The 19,797-nt window shown below is 63.2% G+C and carries 23 protein-coding genes and 1 tRNA gene; 12 read left to right on the top strand and 12 right to left on the bottom strand.

Translation table 11 applies throughout. From position 1 onward, the window contains the following. Window positions 1–25 precede the first annotated feature (25 nt). Window positions 26–1,489, top strand: a complete 1,464-nt coding sequence (locus IVA75_RS06035; RefSeq protein ID WP_247285723.1) for a HAMP domain-containing sensor histidine kinase — start codon at window positions 26–28, stop codon at window positions 1,487–1,489. A 35-nt stretch (window positions 1,490–1,524) separates the two neighbouring features. On the opposite strand, the gene IVA75_RS06030 is transcribed toward IVA75_RS06035, so the two are convergent. After that, the gene (locus tag IVA75_RS06030) at window positions 1,525–3,084 is read right to left on the bottom strand and encodes an oleate hydratase (protein ID WP_247285721.1); all 1,560 of its coding nucleotides are present in this window, start codon (window positions 3,082–3,084) and stop codon (window positions 1,525–1,527) included. Between the two features lie 198 nt (window positions 3,085–3,282). On the opposite strand from IVA75_RS06030, the gene IVA75_RS06025 reads away from it, so the two are divergent. Together IVA75_RS06025 and IVA75_RS06020 are read left to right on the top strand one after the other, a co-directional pair. Continuing rightward, window positions 3,283–3,630, top strand: coding sequence for a DUF3088 domain-containing protein (locus tag IVA75_RS06025; RefSeq protein ID WP_247285719.1), 348 nt, complete (start codon window positions 3,283–3,285; stop codon window positions 3,628–3,630). A 323-nt stretch (window positions 3,631–3,953) separates the two neighbouring features. Then, complete coding sequence (locus tag IVA75_RS06020) at window positions 3,954–4,274, top strand: hypothetical protein (protein WP_027565696.1); 321 nt, start codon at window positions 3,954–3,956, stop codon at window positions 4,272–4,274. A gap of 57 nt (window positions 4,275–4,331) precedes the next feature. Here IVA75_RS06020 and IVA75_RS06015 read toward each other — a convergent pair whose 3' ends face one another. The 4 genes from IVA75_RS06015 to IVA75_RS06000 form a co-directional block, all read right to left on the bottom strand. After that, on the bottom strand, window positions 4,332–5,603 hold the full coding sequence (locus IVA75_RS06015; protein WP_247285717.1) for an NAD(P)/FAD-dependent oxidoreductase: 1,272 nt from the start codon (window positions 5,601–5,603) through the stop codon (window positions 4,332–4,334). Window positions 5,604–5,613: 10 nt separating this feature from the next. Continuing rightward, window positions 5,614–6,324: a dihydrofolate reductase family protein gene (locus tag IVA75_RS06010; RefSeq protein ID WP_247285853.1), complete on the bottom strand. Its 711-nt coding sequence runs from the start codon at window positions 6,322–6,324 to the stop codon at window positions 5,614–5,616. A 19-nt stretch (window positions 6,325–6,343) separates the two neighbouring features. Further along, window positions 6,344–7,018: a heme-binding beta-barrel domain-containing protein gene (locus IVA75_RS06005; protein ID WP_247285716.1), complete on the bottom strand. Its 675-nt coding sequence runs from the start codon at window positions 7,016–7,018 to the stop codon at window positions 6,344–6,346. A gap of 160 nt (window positions 7,019–7,178) precedes the next feature. Next, window positions 7,179–7,358, bottom strand: coding sequence for a hypothetical protein (locus tag IVA75_RS06000; protein WP_027565700.1), 180 nt, complete (start codon window positions 7,356–7,358; stop codon window positions 7,179–7,181). A 524-nt stretch (window positions 7,359–7,882) separates the two neighbouring features. Here IVA75_RS06000 and IVA75_RS05995 point away from each other — a divergent pair. From IVA75_RS05995 to IVA75_RS05970, 6 genes are all read left to right on the top strand, one after another. Continuing rightward, entirely contained in the window at window positions 7,883–8,971 is a 1,089-nt protein-coding gene (locus tag IVA75_RS05995; RefSeq protein ID WP_247358761.1) for a helix-turn-helix transcriptional regulator, read from the top strand. A 59-nt stretch (window positions 8,972–9,030) separates the two neighbouring features. Then, window positions 9,031–10,173 carry a helix-turn-helix transcriptional regulator gene (locus tag IVA75_RS05990; RefSeq protein WP_247285714.1) on the top strand — a complete coding sequence of 381 codons (1,143 nt, stop codon included), beginning with the start codon at window positions 9,031–9,033 and terminating at the stop codon, window positions 10,171–10,173. Window positions 10,174–10,421: 248 nt separating this feature from the next. Then, complete coding sequence (locus IVA75_RS05985) at window positions 10,422–10,967, top strand: sigma-70 family RNA polymerase sigma factor (RefSeq protein WP_027565703.1); 546 nt, start codon at window positions 10,422–10,424, stop codon at window positions 10,965–10,967. Then, window positions 10,964–11,611: a ChrR family anti-sigma-E factor gene (locus IVA75_RS05980; protein WP_247285713.1), complete on the top strand. Its 648-nt coding sequence runs from the start codon at window positions 10,964–10,966 to the stop codon at window positions 11,609–11,611. Before IVA75_RS05985 ends, IVA75_RS05980 begins: the two co-directional genes overlap by 4 nt. Before the next feature lie 79 nt (window positions 11,612–11,690). Beyond that, window positions 11,691–12,272 (top strand): sigma-70 family RNA polymerase sigma factor, encoded by a 582-nt coding sequence (locus tag IVA75_RS05975; RefSeq protein ID WP_035961032.1) that lies wholly within the window; start codon window positions 11,691–11,693, stop codon window positions 12,270–12,272. 20 nt (window positions 12,273–12,292) lie between these two features. Beyond that, window positions 12,293–12,595, top strand: coding sequence for a hypothetical protein (locus tag IVA75_RS05970; RefSeq protein ID WP_247285712.1), 303 nt, complete (start codon window positions 12,293–12,295; stop codon window positions 12,593–12,595). A 53-nt stretch (window positions 12,596–12,648) separates the two neighbouring features. Here the strand turns inward: IVA75_RS05970 and IVA75_RS05965 are convergent, their stop codons facing one another. The 3 genes from IVA75_RS05965 to IVA75_RS05955 all read right to left on the bottom strand — a co-directional run bounded on the left by IVA75_RS05965 (window position 12,649) and on the right by IVA75_RS05955 (window position 14,511). After that, complete coding sequence (locus IVA75_RS05965) at window positions 12,649–13,149, bottom strand: TspO/MBR family protein (protein WP_247285852.1); 501 nt, start codon at window positions 13,147–13,149, stop codon at window positions 12,649–12,651. A 2-nt stretch (window positions 13,150–13,151) separates the two neighbouring features. Beyond that, the gene (locus tag IVA75_RS05960) at window positions 13,152–13,553 is read right to left on the bottom strand and encodes a DUF2177 family protein (protein ID WP_247285711.1); all 402 of its coding nucleotides are present in this window, start codon (window positions 13,551–13,553) and stop codon (window positions 13,152–13,154) included. 151 nt (window positions 13,554–13,704) lie between these two features. Beyond that, complete coding sequence (locus IVA75_RS05955) at window positions 13,705–14,511, bottom strand: DUF1295 domain-containing protein (protein ID WP_247285710.1); 807 nt, start codon at window positions 14,509–14,511, stop codon at window positions 13,705–13,707. A gap of 200 nt (window positions 14,512–14,711) precedes the next feature. On the opposite strand from IVA75_RS05955, the gene IVA75_RS05950 reads away from it, so the two are divergent. The 3 genes from IVA75_RS05950 to IVA75_RS05940 are packed head-to-tail and all read left to right on the top strand — an operon-like array spanning window position 14,712 to window position 18,039. After that, window positions 14,712–16,025 carry an FAD-dependent oxidoreductase gene (locus IVA75_RS05950; RefSeq protein ID WP_247285709.1) on the top strand — a complete coding sequence of 438 codons (1,314 nt, stop codon included), beginning with the start codon at window positions 14,712–14,714 and terminating at the stop codon, window positions 16,023–16,025. A 3-nt stretch (window positions 16,026–16,028) separates the two neighbouring features. After that, on the top strand, window positions 16,029–16,811 hold the full coding sequence (locus tag IVA75_RS05945) for a DUF1365 domain-containing protein (RefSeq protein WP_247285708.1): 783 nt from the start codon (window positions 16,029–16,031) through the stop codon (window positions 16,809–16,811). Window positions 16,812–16,821: 10 nt separating this feature from the next. Further along, a complete protein-coding gene (locus IVA75_RS05940) occupies window positions 16,822–18,039 on the top strand; it encodes a cyclopropane-fatty-acyl-phospholipid synthase family protein (protein WP_247285707.1) in 1,218 nt (405 codons plus the stop codon). Between the two features lie 31 nt (window positions 18,040–18,070). Here the strand turns inward: IVA75_RS05940 and IVA75_RS05935 are convergent, their stop codons facing one another. The 4 genes from IVA75_RS05935 to IVA75_RS05920 form a co-directional block, all read right to left on the bottom strand. Then, complete coding sequence (locus IVA75_RS05935; RefSeq protein ID WP_247285706.1) at window positions 18,071–18,319, bottom strand: hypothetical protein; 249 nt, start codon at window positions 18,317–18,319, stop codon at window positions 18,071–18,073. Between the two features lie 168 nt (window positions 18,320–18,487). Beyond that, a tRNA-Phe gene (locus tag IVA75_RS05930) sits at window positions 18,488–18,563 on the bottom strand. Between the two features lie 185 nt (window positions 18,564–18,748). Next, window positions 18,749–18,931 (bottom strand): DNA gyrase inhibitor YacG, encoded by a 183-nt coding sequence (gene yacG / locus IVA75_RS05925; RefSeq protein WP_247285705.1) that lies wholly within the window; start codon window positions 18,929–18,931, stop codon window positions 18,749–18,751. A gap of 153 nt (window positions 18,932–19,084) precedes the next feature. Next, window positions 19,085–19,714 (bottom strand): Maf-like protein, encoded by a 630-nt coding sequence (locus tag IVA75_RS05920; RefSeq protein ID WP_027565713.1) that lies wholly within the window; start codon window positions 19,712–19,714, stop codon window positions 19,085–19,087. Window positions 19,715–19,797: the final 83 nt, after the last annotated feature.

Raw genomic sequence — 19,797 nt, 5'->3', positions numbered from 1 at the left:
CGCCGCTCCCGTGGTTTACGGCTTCGTGCCCGATCTGCCCGAGACGCGCGCGCTGTTCCTGCCCGGCACGACCGCCATCTTTGCCAAGGTGTCTCCGGCGCAGATACTGACTGCGGCACGCGCGGTCGTTCCCGACTTGACTGGCGTCGTCCTCGTTGGCGATGCATGGAAAAATCCGCTGATATATGGCCACTGGAAACAGGAATTCGCGACCACGATGCCGGGTCTCGAAATCATCGATCTGTCCGGCATGGTGCTGCGGGAGGTGCGCGAACGGGTCGGCTCCTTGCCCCCTCGTTCTGCGATTCTGACCTCGGCGATGTATTCCGACGGCGAAGGCACCCACTATTTGCCGGCCGCGGCGCTTGCGCGCGTCGCCGAGCGCGCGAACCGCCCGATCATTATCACCTCCGACACATTTCTCGGGCGAACCGGGGTTGGCGGCTTCCTGCTGCTGCCCGAAACCATCGGACAGGAAGCCGGCCAGTTGGCAATGCGGATTCTCGGCGGCGAATCGCCGTCGAACATCCCGCCCGTTGCCGGGGATAACGTAAAGCCGATCTTCGACTGGCGACAGCTCAAGCTCTGGAATGTGGACGAAGCCCATCTGCCTCCCGGAAGCGAGGTGCGTTTCCGAGAACCGAGCTTCTGGGAGCAGTACTACTGGCGTGTCATGATCAGCGCCGGCGTGGTGCTGGTGCAGGCGATGATGATCGGCATCCTCCTGCGCGAGCGCAGACTGCGATTCCAGGCGGAGGTCGAGGCACGCCAACGCATGTCGGAGCTAGCCCACATGAATCGCCTTGCGACCGCGGGCGAGATGTCCGCGACGATCGCGCATGAGCTGAGCCAGCCGCTCGCCGCCATTCTGATCAATGCTGAGACCGCCGAGCAGGTGTTGCAGACACCGGCACCTGACCTCGGCGTGATCAGCGAGATACTGGGTGACATTCGCCGAGACGATAAGCGCGCTAACGAGATCGTCGTTCAGGTGCGCTCATTTTTGAAGAGGGCCCGCACAGAGCGGATCGAGCTCGACCTCAACGCGACGGTCAGCGATGTGTTTAGGTTCCTTTCCATTCAGGCCCTGACCTACGACGTTGCGCTCGCGACGGATCGATCGTCCTTGGATATTCGCGTAACTGCCGACAAAGTGCAGCTCCAGCAGGCTATTCTGAACCTGGTCATGAATGCCATCGAAGCGGTGGCCGATCTGCCGGAGGATCGGCGACGCATCGTCGGTCGAACCAGCCTTGCGAACAATCAGGCCATGATCTCGATCGCAGATGCCGGCGACGGCATCTGCACAGAAAAGGTAACCGAAATCTTCAAGCCGTTTTTCACAACCAAGACGCAGGGAATGGGCATCGGCCTCTCGATCACGCGCACGATCATCGAGGCACATGGCGGGCGCATCTGGGCCGAGAACGCGCCGACGGGAGGCGCCGTCTTTCATATCAGCCTGCCGCTGGCTGTGGCACGGTCGTAAGTCGAGGCCCTCTGCCGTTCAAGCCGCTCCGCCCGTCACGTGAACGCCTTTTCCAGCGTCGCGAAGATCACCGCAAGCGATTTGTCGTGCCGCGTCACCGGCGGCACCGGGCGATCGATCTTCATCAACTGATAGACCGCCATCTGCGCCGCGCGCACGGAATATTCGACGGTGAACACGACGTCATCGGGGATTTCGACGAACTGGCTGACGAAGGCGAGATTGACGGAATTCCTGGGCACCGGCAGCGGCCGGTCGTCAGCGGTGCGCGGCATGAACATGCTGGTGATGTAGGGCATGCGACAGGGAACGCAGATCGCATCCTCGAAGACGGCAGGGTCGAAATTCAGGTGACCGCAAAGCTCCTTCAGGATGTCGGCGCCGCCGCAATCGGACATCGGCTTGGCCACGAAATTGCCGACGCGATCGGGATGCAGTGCATAGCCCCAGAACACCTGCACGTTGTTCGGCTGTCCGGCGAAATGCGGCTGATGATACAGCACCACCGACATCAGCCAATTGGAGTCCCTGAACGTGACGAGACCGCCGGTGCCGGCCTTGTTGCCGGAGAACGCCTCCATCTTGTCGAAGAAGCGCGGATCGCGGCAGGTGACAGTGAATGACTGCCAATAGGATTCAGGGATCGACGCGTTGAACGCGGACGGCTTGCCGAATTCTGGACGGCCCTTCGCGATTTTCTCCCACAGCACCCAACCCCGGCTGTCGGACTTGGTCAGGCGCGGAGCCGGCTCGGTCATCGAGCCCAGGCTCGAGGCGTCCGTCATCGAGCCGTTCTGAAAGAACACGAGATCGCCGTCCTCGAGCTGGACATTGGCGGTGCGGCCGTCGCGGTCGAGTACGAGCTGGCGCACCCGCAAGCGTCCGTCCTCGCTCTCGATCGCCATGTCGGTGACGGCGGTGCCGCGCACGAATTGCACGCCCTGCCCTTTAAGCCAGCCGGCAAGCGGCCGCACGATCGCGTCATACTGGTTGTAGACGGTGCGCTTGACGCCGGCGAGAGTCTCGATGCGCGGGAATTCGTTCATGAAGCGATGCAGATAGCGTTTCAGCTCGACCGCGCTGTGCCAGGGTTGGAAGGCGAAAGTGGTCTGCCACATGTACCAGAAATTGGACTCGAAAAATTTGGGCGACAGCCAGTCGGTGATGCGGCTGTTGCCGAGCGTCTCCTCCGAGGCCTCCGTGAGCCGCAGCAACTCCAGCCGGTCACGCCCGGAAAACCCCATATGCGAGACGTCGAGCTTGAAGCGGTTGCGATCGACCAGCCGCGCCTGCGAATGCGCGGGGTTCTCGGTGTTGAACGCGACGGTTTCCTCGCGCACGCTGAGGCCGGGACGTTCGAGCGAGGGAATGCTCGACAGCAGGTCCCAGGTGCATTCGTAGTGATCGGTCGTGAGCATGCGCCCGCCGCGCAGCGAATAAGCGCCGTTCGCGAGCAGCGCGCCGTCGAGGCTGCCGCCGACCAACGGCTGCGCCTCGTAGATCACGATGTCCCGCCCCGGCAGCTGCGCGTCACGAACCAGGAACGCCGCGCCCGCGAGCGATCCAACGCCGCCACCGATGAAATACGCCTTCATGTCTTGCCTCGATCCGCAATTCGAATTGTCGCGGCGACATTGCATGGCGAGACACTGGCCGGAGTTGCGCTGGATCAAGCGCAACGCGCGTGAGGATCACGTTGAGTTGAGCGATTGACTGACCAGCGCCGGCATGGCGTCCTTTCGCGACATCATCGAATCACGTCTTGACATTGCGGCCGTACCTCGGAGCGACCCATGACGCGCGATCGCCTGTTTCTGCTGCGACCTGGTTACGAGGACCCGGCCTTTCCTGGACGCCGTTTCTATTGCTGGCATTGCGCGCTGATCGAGGGCTTGCTGGTCTCGTTTCCGCAGTTCGCCGACAAGCTCGACGTCGAGCGCATCGCGTGGCCACGCCCGCGGCACGCCGTGATCGCGCTGGCTGGCGAGGAGAACCAGTCGTTGCCGCTGCTCGTGCTGGCGGTTGGAGCGACCTCGCCGCACCAGACCGGCAGCCATCAGGGCCGCGCGTTCATTGCCGACAAGGACGCCATCCTGGGCGCACTCTCCGAACGTCACAGCTTTCCCGATCCGCATCCGTGAGGGGAGAGCGCTCGCGCGACTCTCGTGCCCCGGGCGTAGCGCAGCGTCTCTTCAACGGTGCGCTGCAGAGCCGGAGCCCATGTCTCTAGGGGGATCTTGTGCGGCATTGGGTCCCTGCCACCACCGATGACGTGATTGCGTCATTCGCGGCAGAGTGATGGCAGGGTTGCGATCGACGCTGGTGATGCGACAATAAATCTCACGAGACGCACGCAGCCGCGCGAATCGGGCGCCGATGAAACTGCGTCGTTTCGACGCCCGCACTGGCCGGAACGCGCCGGCTGACCATGTGTTGTCACACGACATTCAACTGGAGTGATGACATGAAGTATCTCTTTGTCGCGATGGCCGTCGGTGCTGCGGCGCTTGCAGGCGGATCCGCGGCGAACGCGGCCAATCATTCAAGCGCGAAACAGAACGCGCCAGCCGCCCAATCAACCGACATCAGCGCGCAGCACAGGCACCACCATCACGGCCATCGCCATCACTGGCGTCCTCACCACCATCACGGATTTCATCGTCCGCACTACCGAAGCTACGGCTATTATCCGCGGCACCACGGATATTACGGCGGCGGACCGTACGGATATTATGGCGGCGGCGGTCCCAGCGTGACGTTCGGCTTCGGCGGCAGTCGCTGGTAAGACGAGAGGCAGCAACACGAAAGGCCCGCGAAATGCGGGCCTTTTTTGCTCGTCAGGCTATCCCCGCAAGATCATCCCCGCCGTCTGTTGGCCGCTCGCCAGCGCCGCTTCGACCGTGCCCATGTCGGCTCCGCGATAGAGCGCCTCGCCGGAGAACAGCACCGGCCCGTCGGCGCGCGCGAGGATCGTTTGCGCCTCGCGCGTTCGCGGCGTCGCCCAGGAATAGGCGCCGCGGGCGTAGGGATCGTGCGCCCAGTTTGTCGCAACGGCCGCGATGAGCTCGCGCGCGAGATCCTCGCGCGAGAGGCCGAAGACTGACGCAAGCGAAACGAGCCCGGCATCGATCAGCGATTGCGGGTCGAGCTGCGTCAGCGCTGCCGTGCGCGGGCCGCCGAACCATCCGGTCAGCACGGGATGCCGATTCGGATATTGCGTCCACCACACCGGGATGGCCTGGTCGGTCAAAAGGAAGCTCATGTCCGCAAGCTCTTCCTTGCGCTCGCGCCACCATGGCCGCCTGAAGTGCAGCAGGATTTTTATTACGTTACCGAAGCCGATGTCGTCGGCAGACGCCGCCTTCACGCGCGCGCTCTCCGGGAGCGCGATCTCGCGCAGCAACGGCAACGGAACAGTGAGGATCACGCGATCGAAGCCATGTACCCCGCCGCCGACACAGCGAGCGGCGAGCGCGCCGCCCTCCTCCTCGATCGCCGACACCACGCAGCCGAAGCGAAGAATCACGCCAAGCTTGCGGCACTCGGCCGTCAGGAACTCGATCATCGCACCATAGCCGCCCTTGACCCGCGCCTGCGGAGAGTGCCCGCCAGCCATCCATTCCTCGCGCAGCGCCAGCGTCGAAGCGCGCTCGGGATCGGCCGCATCGTAGCCCTCGACCATTCGCTCGATCGCATGGCGTAGCCGCGCGTGCTCATCGCCGGCAAAATGCCGGCGCAGGAAATCGGCGACGGTGAGGTCGTCGTTCAATTCCCGAACCACGGCGTGCAGCTCAGCCTCATGCGGATCGTGGCGATCCTCGCGCACGATGTCTGCGCCGTCAAAGCCCCACCGCTCGCCTTCGATCTCCTGAAGGGACAACCCGGCCTCACGCAGCAACGCGCGCGTGACCGGCGCCTCGCCGTGGACGAATTCGGCGCCGCCGTCGGCGGGGTAGCCGAACTCCGAAGCAGGCAGCGGATGGATGCGGCCGCCGCAGCGCTCGCGCGCCTCCAGGATCGTCACTGTCTTGCCCGCGCGCGCCAGCTCGCGCGCCGCCATCAGACCGGCCGCGCCGGCACCGACGATGACGATATGCTCTGATGTTACGGACATGGCGGTGCTGTTACTCGCCCACGGCCTGCGGATCGTTCTGGATCAGATAGCGTAGCAGCAGGACACCGCCGCCGAGATCCCGCGTGCTCTCCAGCCTCATCGCAGTCAGCGGTGCACGCCGGTCGCCCTCGGAGTCCGTGGAATCGAACACGAAGGGCGCGCCCCTGGCGCCATCGATCGCGGGACTGAGGATCAGGTTGAACTCGTCGATCAGGCCCGCACGCAGGAACGCGCCGTTGGCGACGCCCCCGCCCTCCACCAGCAGGCGCTTCACGCCGAGCTCGCGGTTGAGAATGTCCACCGTCAGTGCGAGGTCGATCTCGGACTTGCCGGCAAAGATATAGGACACGCCCTCGCCGCGGAGCCCGGCGAGATGCGAATCGGAGACGCTCTCGGTCAGCACGACGACGATCGGATCGCCGCCGATATCGGAACGGCCCCAGCCGATCTTGCCCTTCGCATCGAGCACGACGCCAAAGGTTTTCGCGTCACGTCGCGCGAACCAGTTTTCGCGCGGAAATTTCGCGTCCGTCGTCGCCGGATAAGGCTCGCGCTTGGCGAACTCCGAGCCGGTGACGCGGCCGATCACCCAGGCATCGCCGCCGAGCTCGTCGTGGATCTTCTCGAACCAGTCCGATCCTGGTCCCTTCGGGCGCCAGCGGCTCGGATGGGTGCGGCCGTCCAGACTCGAATGCATCAGACAGATGACGTAAGGCTTCATGCGCATCTCCGGGCCGCGCTCAGGCGGCCGGCTCATTGCCCTTCTCACTCCCCGTGGCGCGATCGTTCACGATCACCGCGAGGGGATTGAGCTTTGGCGGCGCGACGAGTTTGAGCGTGTTGGTGTCGCGATGGTTGAACGGCGCGCCGCGCACGAACAACTCGGTCTGGATCAGATAGGTCCAACTGCCGTCGTCGTTGAAGGTGATGTCGCAGCGGTAAGCGTCGGTGCGGAACGCTTGTTCCAGAAAATCAGTCGAGCAGATCCCGTAAGCGGTGTCGCCGCGCTTGGCCGTGACAGATATCTCCTTGTCGTCCGGCCCGGCCTTGCCCGACGCCAGCAGCACCTGCCCACGCGGGATCGCCAGCGTCTGCATGATCAACCCGGTCGCGGGCTCCCACAACCAATAGCCGACCTGGTCATGGAAGGTGATGTCTTCCTCAGGCGTGTTGATATGGATGTGATAACGCAGCCCATAGAGCAGCTGCGGGCCGTTGGCCTGGGGATCGATCGGGTCCATCCGGATGCGCTCGATGAAGGTCCGCCGCTCCGGCCCTTCCGCCTTCGGATTGATGTCGATACCCTTGTCGGCCTGCCAGACACCGGCGAGACGGCGGAGCGGGCCGAGATTGGCAAGGCCGTCGGGCGAGACGTCCTCGGGCTCGGTGAAGATATCGGCGGGAAGGGGGAGCATGGGTGTCCTCGCGTCGTTGCGAGGCAGCAATAGCATGAGAGCGCCGGCGTGGCTCGGTCTCAAGCCTCACAATCGCGAATGGACGTAGGCGCCACGCGCAGACGATCCATGATGCGAAACGGAGCCGAACCTCCTCAGTTCGGCTCCGCCGCCAGGATGCTTAGTGGCGGTGGTCGCGGACCTCGGGGTGAGTCCGGTGATCCCGGACGATGGGTTGATCGCGATGGTCGCGCACGACGGGCGGGTCGCGATGGTCGCGGACGATGGTCGTCGCGTTCGAAGGCGTCATCACGTTCGCCAGTGCGATCGCCGCAAGAGCCACGAGGATGTAGTTGCGCATGAGTTTTGCCTTTGCTTGGTGGATCACTGCGAGCCACCTGACACCAAGCTAGATTGATCAGCTCGAATGATATGTGTCGTCGATCACCCGGTGATGATCGATGCACTGTCGGCCGAGCCATCGTCCGATCGGAGGAGAGGCCGGGCGGCGATCGTCACGATCTATTATGATTCGTCGACGCCCGGCGGACGGGCCCCCGCGGCCCCGAGACGAGGACATCTCGCGCCCAATATCATTGCATCGTCGAATCCCTGCATACTTGATACGCCCTGCCGGTTTGCAATCAACGTCGCGTCTGCCGCAGTTTTAATCAGGCCATAAGCATTGTGTTCGGTGTTCCCGTTTGCGCCACGGAATCACGGTGATAAGATCACGACCTCAGGATTGTGAAATACACCATAGGCGATGAAGCCACTCCTAAACTAGCGTTCACGTGACGTCCGTTATTTTCAAGTGAGTGGTTTGGAATGCAGCAGGCTTCGGTCGAGAAGTTCTCGGACCTCATCGGCGCGATCTACGACTGCGTGATCGCACCGGAACGCTGGACGGGCGTTCTAAACGAGATTCGCACGGAGCTCGGCTTCGCGACCGCCGTGCTATCGGCATATAGCCTCACGAACATGAGGATCGGAGTCAATGCCGCCTCCGGGACCGACCCTGTCCAGACGATGGCCCAGACCAGCATCGAGTATGCGCCTGATATCGTCGAACTCTGGGGCGGCGTTGAGCGCATCCGGCAATATCCGCTTGGAGAACCGATCATTCGATCCCAAGCGGTCCCGGAGGAAATAGTCCTCGGCAATCGCTATCACCTGGAATGGGCTCTCCCCAAGGGCTTGTTCGACGCCGTCGGCGTCGCCCTCGTTCGCGAAAAAACAATGATCGGCAATGCGACATTCAGTCAGCATCAGTCGGACGGGGCCATTGACGATGCGCAGGTTAGCGGATTGCGCGTTCTCGCACCTCACATCCGCCGCGCCGTGATCATCAGCAATCTGTTCGACATGAAGACCGTGGAAGCCGCGACATTCACCGCGACAGTGGAGGCCCTGACGGTCGGAGTCGTTCTGACGGACGACGATTCGAAGATCGTTCACACCAATGCCGCAGCCACAGCCATGCTCGCGGCAAACGATCCACTTCTGGCTCGACATGGCCGGATCGCCGTTCAATCGGCGACCACCACCAGCACGTTGCAATCGGCCATCGCGCAAGCAGCAAAGGACGAGGCGGCACTCGGCCAAAAAGGCATCAGCATCCCAATCCCCCGCTCGAGCGGAGATCCTCTCGTCATTCACGTTCTGCCGCTGCGGCGCGGCCACATGCGGGCCGGCCTGGTCCAGCGCGCCGCCGCCGCCCTGTTCGTGGCATCGGCCTCCGGTCCGCCGCAACTGCCTCACGATGCTCTCATCCAGCTCTACGATCTGACGCCAGCCGAAATTCGCATCTTCGAGCTCATCTGCGATGGACAGACACGCGACGCGATCTCGTCGCAACTCGGAGTGTCGGTCAGCACCGTGAAAAGTCACCTCTTGCACGTCTTCGAAAAGACAGGTTGCCGGCGCCAAGTCGACCTGGTCAGGCTGGCAAGGTCGCTGACGTTTCCGGTGTAGGGAAGCTCGGGGTGACGGTACGCTTTGTCGTCCAGTGATTTTGAAGTGAGTGGTTTGGAATGCAGCAGGCTTCGGTCGAGAAGTTCTCTGACCTCATCGGCGCGGTCTACGATTGTGTGATCGCGCCTGAACGCTGGACCGCCGTTCTGGATGAGATTTGCGCCGAGTTCGGCTTTGCCACCGGCGCGCTCTCGGTCGCCAGCCTCACCAACATGAAGGCCGTCGTCAACGCGGTGTCCGGGTCCGACCTGGCCCAGATGGCCCAGAACGGGGTCGGCTACGGCCCCGATATCATCGAGCTCTGGGGCGGCGCCGAGCGCATTCAGCAATATCCGCTCGGCGAGCCGATCGTTCAATCCCAGGCGGTCCGGCCGGACATCATCTCCAGCAACCGCTATTATCGCGAATGGGCCCTGCCCAAGGGCTTGTTCGACGCCGTTGCCGTCGGCCTCGTACGCGACAGGACGATGGTTGGAAATGCGATATTCAGCCAGCATGAGTCGGCGGGCCGCATTGACGATGCGCAGGTCGAGGGATTGCGCCTTCTGGCGCCTCACATCCGCCGCGCCGTGACGATCAGCAATCTGTTCGACATGAAGACGGTGGAAGCCAACACATTCGCCGCGACGGTGGAGGCCCTGACGGTCGGCGTCGTCCTGGCCGACGAGGATTCGAATATCGTTCACACCAACGCCGCAGCCGCGGCGATGCTCGCGGCCGGCGATCCGATCGTGACAAGGCATGGCCGGATCGCGGTTCAATCTGCGGCGACCACGGCCGCATTGCAATCAGCCGTCGCGCAGGCAGCAAAGGACGAGGCGACGCTCGGGCAAAAAGGCATCGGCATCCCTATCCCCCGCCAAGGCGGTGACCCTCTTGTCATCCACGTTCTGCCGCTGCGACGCAGCCATACCCGATCCGGTCTGATCCAGAGCGCCGCTGCCGCCGTGTTCGTGACGTCCGCCTCCGGGCCGCCGCGATTGCCTCACGATGCGCTCAACCAGCTCTATGACCTGACGCCGGCCGAGATCCGCATCTTCGAGCTCATCTGCGAGGGACACACGCGAGACGCGATCTCGGCCTTGCTCGGCGTTTCCGTCAGCACTGTGAAGAGCCATCTCATTCACGTCTTCGAAAAGACGGGCTGCCGGCGCCAGGTCGATCTGGTCAGGCTCGCGAAATCGCTGACGTTCCCGGTGTAAGGCGCGGGGGCGAGACGGCGCACGGTCGGCCGGACCTGGGCGCGGACGGCCCCGGAACCGTCGCAATGATCATTCCGCGGTGATCCAGGGCCAGTCCTCGTTCGTTCCCAGACCCACAGGTCGCTTGTCGAGGCGCTATGATCGCTGCTATCCGAGCTTTAGATGCGCCATTCCGGGCGAAGGCTGGTTTTCCCCGGAGGATCGAAGCGCGGCTGTCGACTGGCGCGAACAAAGGGCCGAACACAAAGGTGGATTGGGCTGATCTGATCGGACGCGTCGCCTCGGCCGGAGACCGGGAGGCCTTCAAGCGCCTGTTCGAGCATTTCGCGCCGCGCATCAAGGGACTGATGCTGAAGGCCGGGTGCAGTTCGGACGAGGCGGAGGAGATTGCTCAAAATACCCTGATCGCGGTCTGGCGGAAGGCAGGCCAGTTCGATCCTACGACGGCCGGGGCAGCGGCATGGATATTCACCATCGCGCGCAATTTGCGCATCGATTTGTTCCGCAGCAGAGCGCGGGCAGACCGCCTGCGGGGCACCTCTGAGCTTCCCGAGACGCCGGATCCTGCGGAACCCGCGGACGCCGTTATGTCCCGCGTGCAGGACGCGGCGCGGATCAATTCGGCCGTCAGGCAGCTCTCGATGGAGCAATCCATGGTGGTGAGATTGTCGTTCATCGAGGAGAGGCCGCACCCGGAAATCGCGAGCCTGCTCGGCATTCCGCTCGGAACGGTGAAGTCGCGGATCAGGCTGGCGATGAACCGCCTGAGAGACATATTGGACGAAGAAGCATGACGATCAGCCATCATCCACCGGAAGATCTTCTGGCCGACTTTGCGGCCGGCAGGTTGGAAGAAGCCCATCAATTGGTGGTGGGGGTGCACGTTGCGGGTTGCGCTCGGTGCGGCCGGTTCGTGCAGGCCATCGAGCAACTTGGCGGCTTGGCTCTTGAAGATGTCGAGCCGGTGCCGGTCGCATCGGATGCGTTCGAGCAGGTGATGTCGCGCATTCACGACGCTCCTGAAGAGCGAGCGGCGCGGACTTCCGAGGCCGCTCGCGGCAGCGAGCAGGATATTCCGGCGGCGCTGCGAAACTACCGCATCGGCAAGCGCAGGCGCATCGCTCCGGGTCTGAGCATGCGACCGATCGAGTTGTCCGGATCGGGCACGGCGCGGGCATTTCTGCTTCGCTCCGCGCCGGGGACGCGCATGCTCGAACACACGCACACCGGAACCGAATTGACCCTCGTGCTCGAGGGCAGCTTCAGCCACCAGGGCGGCCGGTTTGGTCCGGGTGATTTCGACTATGGCGACGACGAGATCGACCATCGACCTTTGGTGGGCGACGAGGGCCCATGTGTTTGCCTTGTCGCAATGACGGGCGACCTGCGCATGAACGGCCTGCTTGGCAGGCTGATCGGGCCATTCGTGCGGCTTTGATCCGCTCGCCTCCTTCTTCCGCCGGGTGATCCGAACGCGCGCCCGGAGCGTTTCGAAGGAAACGCAAGGGAGACAGGTCATGGCCGGCTTAAGCCTGACGCAGGCGCAGAGCGAAACATTGCCCGAATTGTTGGCATGCGTTTCGGCGGGCGACGCACAAGCCTTCGCAGCGCTGCACATGCTGACGCGGAGCAGGCTGCGCAGGACTGCGCTCGCCGTCGGAACTCCGCCCCACGACATTGAGGACATTCTTCAGGAAGCCTATCTGAAGATCTGGCGCAACGCGGGTCGGTTCGACGGCGACCGTGCTTCGGCGATGACCTGGATGTCCGCCATCGCGCGGAATACCGCCATCGACCATCTGCGGGTCAGAAGACTGCCGACTCACGAGCTGGACGAGGCGCTGCTGGTTCCGACAAGTGCTGATCAGCCGGCGATCGACGATTTCGACTACGCCCGCGCCGAACCGATCGCACGCAGCGTGCTGGCTCGTTTGCCGGAAGACCGCCGCAGGCTGGTGGCGCTGGCCTATCTCGAGGGTGAGAGCCGTGCGAGCTTGTCGCGGCGCTTCGGTGTGCCGGTCGGCACCATCAAGACCTGGTTGCACCGAACCCTTCTGGCGGTACGCAAGGACTGCCTTGCCGCATCGGCTGCAGCCTGAAGCAGGCAAGGAACCCGCGCGTGGCCACAGAGATCATCGAATTCCCCATCCGTGGACACCAGGATCCGCTTGTGTCCTCCGTTGCGAGACTCGAGCAGATGGTGAGAGAGGTCGACGGTCTGGCGGCCAACCAGCCCGCGGAAGATCTCGATCATTTGCTCGCTGTCATGGAGCGCTTCGGCGATCGACTGGTCGATCTTGCGCACCTCGTGCTTGACGACGACGCCAAGCGGAGTGTCCAGATCGCATTCACATCGCTCTCCGACAAGATCGCGGCGACCCGAGAGGCCTTTGACGAGTGCGATGGAGCGACGGATCCCTGATTCGGCGCCACGCTCGTCCGTTCGACGCGTGAAATCAGTTCTGCGCGCCGATCCTAATTGAGGCGGAGCAGCGAGATGTTCAGCAAGGTCGCAAAACCCACCCAGCCGGCGTAGGGAATGAAAAGCGCCGCTGCCAGCCGATCGTTCGCCCATTGACGCCAGACAAAGGCAAGGATCACAGCAAACAGCGCAACAATGACGCCGAGCGCCACGTCCATGCGATGAAGCGAAAAGAAAATGGGAGACCATGCAAAATTCAAGATCATCTGCAGGCCCCATATTCTCATCGTCGTTCCGCGCGGCTCCGCCTCGAAGGTGCGGAATCCCGCCACGGCGATCATCAGGAACAGGGCCGTCCAGACCGGTGCGAACACCGCATCCGGCGGATTGAAAGATGGCTTGTTGAGCGCGGCGTACCACGCTCCCGGACGGTTCAGGACCCCGATCAGAACCCCCGCAGCAGGAACCAGAAACAGGAAAGCGGCGCATCGGTACCATCTGCCGCGCTTACGGTCGCCATCGTGCCGCAGCGCCCCGTCGTGCGTCCCGTCCATAATCAATGCGCCATCCGTTGAGCGACGAGAAATCCGGTCCAGGCGCTGACACCGGCGAGGACCGATCCCCAGCCCACGTCCGCGAGAGTGAGCGCCGTCGACCAATTCCTCAGCGTTGCCTGGTTGGTCAGATCGTAGGTCGCATAGGTGAAGCAGCCCAGCATCACGCCGGACATGAGGGCACGCAGTGCGCCGCCATCCTGCTGAGCCGGCAGCACCGCGAACCAGATCAGGCCGACGGGATAGGCCAGATAAAACACTGCGGCGGCGGCGAGGTCGGGCTGCGAGCGCAACATGTCGCCCAGCACCGGCCGGTAAAGTCTCTCAACCATGGTCTTGAGCCAGATCATGTCGAGCGCAACAAAGGTCGCAGCCACCGACAGATATGTAAAAAGCAGGCTCATGTCCGGTCTCCCCTCCGGTGTCGCAACCGGTTTAACAAAGGCATCGGCTGTAAACGACGTGAAGCCCTCGCTGGATCACGCGGCGCGCTCGTTCCGCCTTGCCCCGCAACCCTGTCTCGCCCTTGAGCCAGATCGGCGGCCGGAACTCCGATCATTCCGGCGCCTTCTTGGGCGGCCGTGGAAAGAAAGCGCTGGTGCGTGCCTGATAGTCCCGATACCGGCGGCCGCGGGATCGCAGCATCTGGACTTCGAGCGGGGGTATTCCGGTCACGTGCACGAGTATCCAGTACATGATCGCCGGCGCGATCAGGCTCGCCCAGCCCCATGCGTAGCCCGGCGACAGCGCGATGATCGGATAGGCGAGCCATCCGAGCCATTCGAAGAAATAATTCGGATGACGCGACCAGCGCCAAAGCCCGATATTGCAGACCAGGCCCGCATTTGCCTTGTGGCGCTTGAAGCCTCGCAATTGCTCGTCGGCGATCGCCTCGCCTGCGACGGCCGCAAGCATGATGGCGGCGCCGGCATAGTCCTGGACGCCCAGGGCGGCCCGTGGAGCGTGTGCAGCCAGGAAGACCGCGAATGGCAGCGGCACCGAGGCGAAGGCCTGCGACTGCAGGAAAGCAAACATGCGAAGCGGCGCCTGTGAGCCCCATTCCTCCGCGTAGCTTGCATATCGCGGATCGTCGATACCCGCTGCGGCGCGCCGGGCGATATGCGTCCCGAGCCTCACCGACCAAAGCAGCACGAGCCCGCCTACGAGCATCTGACGCACTTGCAGAGCCTCGCCGAATGGCAAAAGGGCCGCCACCGCCCCAACCAGACCGACGGAGTAGGTCCAGATCGTATCGACCCACCCGGAATTGCCGGTTCGCTGCTGAACGATCCAGGCCAGCCCCATCAACAGCGAAAGCGCAAGCGCGATGCCGGCGACGATCAGTATTTGCGGGAAATCCATGCCTCACCATACCCAAACTCGGATCCTTACGTCCGTCCCGTGCCCCGGTTTCGCGGGTGATCCACGCTGTCCGCTGGAACGTTTCCTCAAGCGCGGGTGGACAGGTCAGCTATTGGAGCTGTCCTGAGCCGGGCGGCGGACGACATTGGCCCGAAACCGGATGTTCCGGCCGTCGCTGGTGGTATTGGGGGCGATAAAGCATGCGTTTGGCGGTGATCGGGACGGGAATTGCCGGCAATGCCGCCGCGTGGCTCCTGTCCGAACGTCATGCCGTGACCGTCTACGAGCGCGAATTGCGACCGGGCGGACACAGTCATACAGTGCGCGTTGACTACGATGGCGAAGAGATCGATGTCGACATCGGCTTCATCGTGTTCAACGAGCCGAACTACCCGGAATTGACGTCTCTGTTCGCGCACCTGGGTGTAAAGACCGAGGAGACATGCATGAGCTTCGCGATGTCGGCCGACCATGGCCGATTCGAGTGGCGGGGCGGCGGCGAGACCTTCCTGCAGGTCGCCTCCGGCCTGTTTGCCCAGCCGCGTAACCTCTTCTCCCCGTCGTATTTTCGTATGCTGGCAGAGGTCCGCCGCTTCAACAAGGAAAGCGTCTCCGACTTGCGGGCCGGCCGGCTCCAGAACCTCACACTCGGCGAATATCTGTGCAAGCAAGCGTTCAGCCCGCGCCTGTTCAGCGATTATCTGGGACCGATGGGGGCCGCCATCTGGTCGTCGCCCTCGGCCGAGATCCTTGACTTTCCCGCGGAAAACTTCATCGCCTTTTTCGACAATCACCGGCTGTTGCATCTAGATCGACCGCTCTGGCGGACCGTGCAGGGCGGCAGCCGGCGCTATGTCGAGAAACTCACGGCCAGGTTCAAGGCCAGCATCCGGCTCGGCTGCGCGGTGACGTCGATCCATCGAACCGAGCACGGTGTGACGATCGGCGACAGTCACGGCCATCAGGACTCCTACGACGCTGTCGTGATGGCCTGTCACAGCGATCAGGCCCTGGCGATGCTGTCGGATGCCGACCCACGCGAGAGATCCATTCTCGGCGCGATCCGTTACGCTCCAAACACGGCCTATCTGCACCGCGACATCAATCTTATGCCGAAACGCCGCAATGCATGGGCATCCTGGAACTTCTTGCGCTGGCAACGCGAAACGCCTGCCCAGAACGACGTCGCCGTGACCTACTGGATGAACCGGCTGCAGGGCATCGACGACCGCAAGCCGCTGTTCGTCAGCCTCAATCCTCCTTTTGAGCCGGCGCCTCATCTCACCTTCGGCAAGTTCACATTCGCGCATCCGCAATATGACGCAAGCGCGTTCGCCGCGCAGAGGAATCTCCCCGAAATCCAGGGACGCCGCCGCACCTGGTTTTGCGGCGCGTGGACCGGCTACGGATTCCATGAGGATGGCCTGCGCTCCGGCATCGCCGTCGCCGAGGCACTTGGCAGTGCGGTGCCGTGGCGGCAGTCCGGCGCGTTGCTGGCGCAGGCTGCTGAGTAGAACATGTTGCAACCGGGCGCCCCAGAAGGAACGGCGACGTCATCTGCAGCCGCGCTCTACCTGGGCAGGGTGATGCACGCCCGCATGCGGCCCGTGCACCACAGGTTCGCTTACCGGGTCATGAACCTGCTCATCGACCTCGATCGGCTTGATGAAGCGGATCGCCAGTCTCGCCTGTTCGGCATCAATCGCGCGTCGGTTTTCAGCTTCCACGAATCCGATCACGGCAAGCGTGACGGCGCATCCTTGAGCAACCATGTGCGACGCCTGGCCGAACAACGCGATATCGATCTGTCGGGAGGGCGCATCCTCCTTTTGTGCTATCCGCGGCTCTTCGGCTACGTATTCAATCCGCTTTCGATCTACTTCTGCTATGGCAGCTGCGGCAATCTTGCGCTGCTGATCTACGAAGTCCGCAACACTTTTGGCGAAATCCATTCCTACATCCTTCCGGTGGAGGACCCTGTCGCCGACGGTGCCATACGACAATGCCAGGCGAAGGAGTTCTACGTCTCGCCATTCATGGAGATGCAAACGAAGTATCGCTTCAGCATTGCTCCGCCCGACCAGCAAGTGAAGGTCAGAATCGTGCAGACCGATGAGCACGGTGCGATATTTACCGCCGCATTCTCCGGGCAACGTCGCCCGCTGACCAGCCGCTCGCTGTTGGCGACGCTCGTCACCCTGCCACTTCTCACCTTCAAGGTCGTCGTGGCCATCCATTGGGAAGCGATCCGGCTTTGGCTGAAAAATGTTCCTTACGTCCCCCGTCCGAACCAACGCTGAATGTGAAGCCATGGACCTCGCAGCCACTCACCAGACTGCTCGTTTCGATGACGTTCCCTTGCTCGCGCGGCTCGCGCTGCGGCTTGCCTCGCGGCTCAAGCTCGGCACCGTGGATGTTCGCCTTCCCGACGGCAGAACGGTGGTGCTGCGGGGAACGCATCCGGGGCCGTCGGCGACCATCGAGCTCAACAGCTACGCCTTCGCGCGAAGCCTGGTCCTGGGCGGCGATATCGGCATGGCCGAGGCTTACATTCGAGGCGATTGGAGCACACCGGATCTCTCCCAGCTGCTTTACGTGTTCTGTCTGAACGACGATCTGGTCGACAGCGCCTTCGCCGGCAATGCACTGGTCCGGCTTTGCCGGCGCGCGCTGCATCGGTTGCGCCGAAACACGCGACTGGGATCGCGGCTGAATATCCACGCCCATTATGATCTCGGCAACGCTTTCTTTGCGGCCTGGCTCGATCCGAGCATGACCTACTCGTCGGCATTGTTCTCGCCCGATGCGACCGACCTGCTCGCCGCTCAACGGCACAAATACGAACAGCTGGCGAAGGCGATCGAGCTGCGGCCCGGCCATACCCTGCTCGAGATCGGCTGCGGCTGGGGCGGCTTTGCCGAATATGCCGCCAAAACTTGCGGCGCCAAGGTCTTGGCGCTCACCATCAGCAAGGAGCAGCACGCATTCGCCAGCCGGCGAATCCACGAAGCCGGGCTCGGCGACAAGGTCGAAATCCGGTTGCAGGATTACCGCGATCAGGACGGACAGTTCGACCGTATCGCCTCGATCGAGATGATCGAAGCCGTCGGTGAGCCGTTCTGGCCGACATACTTCAATCAACTGCATCAACGGCTCAAGCCGGGCGGTCTTGCCGGAATCCAGGCGATCACCGTCCGCGACGAGCTCTTTGACAGCTACCGGCGGCGCGTGGACTTCATCCAGAGATACATTTTTCCGGGCGGGATGCTGCCTTCGCCGAATGTCCTGCGCTCGCTCGGCGAACGCGTGCAGATGCCTCTGATCCGCGAACGGGTCTTTGGACAGGACTACGCCAAGACGCTCGCGGTCTGGCGAACGAGCTTCGGCCATGCTTGGACGGACCTGACCTCACTCGGGTTCGACGAGCCGTTCCGACGGCTGTGGGAATATTATTTGTGCTACTGCGAGGCAGGTTTCAGGGCCGAAAAGATCGACGTCCGTCAGCTGGTATTCGCGCGCCGAAGCTGACGTCGCTGACGTTTCCGGTGTGAACGAACCCTCAAGCCGCTTCCGACGTTGATCGCGCACGCTGCTCGAGCACGCCGATCGTCGAGACCAAATTGTCGCGTCGCGCGCGAAGATTAAGCGCAAGAAGCGGGTATGTCGGCTGAAGCGGGTCAAACACCCCTGCTCTCGCCTCTTCCTCGAGAATGTCGGTGTTGATGAGCCGAACGCGCCACCACAAATCGGCGACCAACGCATCGAGCCGGAGTTCGCCGGCAGCACCAGAACGGGACATGTCTTGCATCACTTGCCTCAACCTGAAACGGCCTCTCTTCCGAGGCCAGACTTTGGTCCTGGCTGAGCAAGCAGAGTGCCAGCAACGGGCGGGCGAGATCTGGCTCCGGAATGGATTGCTGCGCGAGCCGGCTGGTCAAGGCTTGGCGCTAGGGAAGTGTTGCCCGTGGAGAGCGAATGGTGCCCAGGGGCGGAATCGAACCACCGACACTGCGATTTTCAGTCGCATGCTCTACCAACTGAGCTACCTGGGCGTGCTCCAAAGAGGGGCCAAAGCCCATCGAGCGGGCGGTTTATAGTGGGCTGAAGGCTGCCTGTCCACCCGGCTTCGCCAAGTGGCTTCGCCGGGCGCGGCCCGGCTGTGCACAAGGCGGGACGTGGCTCGGAGGCAACGCCGCGTGGCGGTGCATCGACAATTTAAATACTTGATAGAACATGGCTATTCTTCCCCATCTGCCTCGTCATCCCGGCCTGGAATGACATAGGAGCCTTTCAGCCAGCGGTTCAGATCGACGTCGCGGCAGCGCGAGGAGCAGAACGGGCGGGTGGCCTCGGACTGCGGCTTGCCGCAGATCGGGCAGGTTTTGAGGGAGCTTGCGGGCTTTTTCACCGAGTCGTCCATGAGGTGCTCAGCTTACACATGCGAGCCAGTTCAAGAGCCTGCCGCCAAAGGGGTTCCTCCGGCGACGGCGCAAGCATCCTGGCCAGGTCCCGCGGGGGAATTCTACTGTGCATGGGGTTGTTTTCGAGATTTTTGCAGGAGCGGCTTGTCGGCTCAGATGGCGGTGGCGTTGAGCCAGCCGAAACGAATCGGGAAACCTTCGCCGCCAAGCAGCGTGGTGGTCTCGTAGAGCGGCAGGCCGACCACGTTGGTGTAGGACCCTACCATCTTGACCACGAATGAGCCGGCGATGCCCTGCACGGCGTAGCCGCCGGCTTTGCCGCGCCATTCGCCGGAGCCGATATAGGCCTGGATGTCGTCTTCCGAGAGGCGCTTGAAGCGGACGCGGGTCTCGACCAGGCGCTGGCGGAAGGCCTCGCGCGGCGTCACCAGAGTGATGGCGGTGTAGACGCGGTGGTTGCGGCCCGACAGCAGCCGCAGGCACTGCGCGGCCTCGTCGACGAGATTGGCCTTGGGCAGGATGCGGCGGCCGACCGCCACCACCGTGTCGGCGGAGAGGATGAAGGCGCCGCGCAGCTCGTCGTCGAGCTGAACCGATTTGAGCGCCGCATCCGCCTTGGCCCGCGCCAGCCGGTTGGCGCAGGCGCGCGGCAGCTCGCCCCGCTTCGGCGTCTCGTCGACGTCGGCGGGCCGGAGCGCGTCCGGCTCGATGCCGGCCTGGTTGAGCAGCGACAGGCGCCGCGGCGAACCGGAGGCGAGAACGAATTTGGGGCGGCCGAGCATCAGGTGATTTGGGGAATGAAGCAGGGGGTGAATTGCGCGCGGAACCTATCGGACGGGGGCTGATTTCACAACCCGGGAACCCG

Origin of the sequence: Bradyrhizobium sp. 134, assembly GCF_023074155.1 — a bacterium.
In the GTDB taxonomy this organism is placed as follows: domain Bacteria; phylum Pseudomonadota; class Alphaproteobacteria; order Rhizobiales; family Xanthobacteraceae; genus Bradyrhizobium.
Note: the sequence above shows the minus strand (reverse complement) of the source record. Positions and strands in the feature narration are given on the sequence as shown.